Consider the following 2,271-nt stretch of genomic DNA (forward strand, 5'->3'; position numbering starts at 1 on the left):
GCCTAAGTCGCCTTTTGGATCTAAATCGATGGCATACACAGGCACATTTGATTTTCTCAAAGCACAAGCAAGGTTGGTTACAATCGATGTTGTACCTGTCCCGCCTTTAATTCCTTTTAAAAAAATTCGCTTCATTTATGATTCTTTATTGCGTTTTTGTTAATTTTTTTTGTGCTCTGTGTTTTTGTTGTTGCTAATGCGATATCGTTAAGTAAAGGGTACTTTTCAATCGTTTTGCGATTTTTTTCGACATCAACAATTTCAACATAATCCGTTTCCTTGCCGCCAAATTGACGTAGCAACTTCTCAATATCATATTGAGTTAAAGTAAGAGAATTTTTTACTGCAAAGTCATTCATCTAAAAAACCGTAGTGAGAAAAGTTTGCTTAAAATTGTACACGATCCATGGACATAATTTGCATTATATATAGAATAGCGTTTAAAACTAGTACTAAAGTATCTTATTTAAGGGTTTATTGGTGCCTCATTTAAATATTACAGGTCTAAACTGCGCTTTCTCTGAGCTAAAGAAAGGGGCAAGTTATGCTTTACTTGCCCCTTTAGACAATCAGCTATTAGAGTTAACAAGGCACATTCTAATCAATCATGAATCCCCAACTTTTTTGCTTTCTGAACAAGTCGAACTATTTTTTGAAGGAAAGGATAATGAGTTTTTTTTCACTTTGTTCGAACATGAGGTACTGTATCCTTTCCATTTAAATAGTAATAATAACATATCAAAAGATTTGCATTTTTCTAGTGGTATCATTAACGAATTAAAGCAGTATGAACAACTGGAAAACAGTACGGTTTTTGTACATGTCGATTCAGAACATTTATTCTCCTTAGGTGAGCAACTGCTTGGTGAAAAACTGAAGCTCTATCATGCTTTGTCGCAGTCAAAAAATGTCACTTTAGTGTTTTTAATGTCAGGTACCTATGCCAGTGAACTAAGACGTCAGTTGTTAGCCTTAAATCATTTCTTTGATGGTCTTATTTATATGACTCAAGAAGCATCAATTCGCACCCTTGAGTATGATTATTGGTGTCATAAAAAAGGAGTTATTGCTGGGCGCTCAGTCAATTTGCAGCTTTATGATGGTCAGCTTGCATTAATTGAAGAAGAGCAAGAAGCCGATGAAAAGTCGCAGCCAACGGCTCAAGATTTTGATGAAGACGAGGTATGGCTAACTCGCAGTGCTGTGCCTGAGGGGACAAAGCTCCCTGTTTTTTATAAAATTATTGATGACAATGATGCTCTTTTTTCTAAAGGGCTAACTAAAAAGTCAGCGACCTTAGTATTTGCCGTTAGCCGCTACACTGATTTAAAAGTATTAGCCAAAGATTGCTTCTCTCTTCGTAAAAAATGTGGTCGTCGGTTGAAATTGGTTATTCAAAATGTTGATGGCATTATTCGCCATCAAGATGAGTGCCTATTTTTAACCTTAGGGGTTAATCTTATTTTATATAGTTATTCTGAGCCTTCGCGATTACTGTCACAAATTCAGTCAATTCAAGGGTTTCAGTTTTCAAGACCCCTACCAAAATCGATTGATGATGTTCTAAAATACAGTGAAAATGTATTGGCTAAAGGGTATTTACCTCCTGTTAAATTCGCAGAGCAGGTTGCGAAGCATAGTGATTCTGCTGCCAATCTTGGCGTAAGCGGCGTACTTGTTTTGATGCAGCTTTTGCCACGTATTGATGCGATACACCCATTGCATTTATTCCATGTAAAGCGCGAAGGGGATATTTTTAGTTTTGCTGATGGTACGGTTTATCTTTACCTACATGCTTGTCGAGAACACGATGTTGAAAGCGCAATTAAGCATTTATTTAAATTACAGGTGAGTGACTTCTTTATGTCAAAAAATGTCATTGCTGATCATTTTTATATTCAGCAAGAATGTCGCCGCATGCAACGTCATTTTGCTAATACTGAAATAACAGACTTTACTCAGCAATTACAAGAAAATGTAAGCTATATTTTTGACGCAAAAGCATCAGATATAGCAAGTTTAAACACTGAAACACCGGAATTTAAAAAAGTGATTCGACCTATATCCGAGCCAGTAAAAGTGACCTTAAAAGGAGATCTGTCATGAGCTTAAATCAGTTTTTTATTACTTTTATCATCGCAATGTTAATCGGCATTTTGTTGAGTAATACAGGTAAGGTATTGTTTAATAAAGTAGTCGTGCTCTACCGAAAACTAACATTTAGGCATGTATTATTAACGCCTTATACGCCAAAACGACACAAGAAGGATA

At 35.8% G+C, this 2,271-nt stretch carries 3 protein-coding genes; 1 reads left to right on the plus strand and 2 read right to left on the minus strand.

Features of this window, described 5'->3' with window-relative positions; all coding sequences use genetic code 11:
- Both HUS61_RS21070 and bcsR read right to left on the minus strand, forming a co-directional pair.
- Positions 1 to 135 (minus strand): cellulose synthase operon protein YhjQ/BcsQ (locus HUS61_RS21070; RefSeq protein ID WP_175083670.1); only part of this gene is annotated, 135 nt, incomplete at its 3' end.
- Positions 132 to 359 carry a BcsR/BcsP family cellulose biosynthesis protein gene (gene bcsR / locus HUS61_RS21075; RefSeq protein ID WP_175083671.1) on the minus strand — a complete coding sequence of 76 codons (228 nt, stop codon included), beginning with the start codon at positions 357 to 359 and terminating at the stop codon, positions 132 to 134. The genes bcsR and HUS61_RS21070, both read right to left, overlap by 4 nt.
- Before the next feature lie 121 nt (positions 360 to 480).
- Here bcsR and bcsE point away from each other — a divergent pair, with 121 nt between their 5' ends.
- Complete coding sequence (bcsE, locus tag HUS61_RS21080) at positions 481 to 2,106, plus strand: cellulose biosynthesis protein BcsE (protein WP_175083672.1); 1,626 nt, start codon at positions 481 to 483, stop codon at positions 2,104 to 2,106.
- Positions 2,107 to 2,271: the final 165 nt, after the last annotated feature.

Origin of the sequence: Pseudoalteromonas sp. 0802, from assembly GCF_013350085.1 — a bacterium.
GTDB lineage: Bacteria > Pseudomonadota > Gammaproteobacteria > Enterobacterales > Alteromonadaceae > Pseudoalteromonas.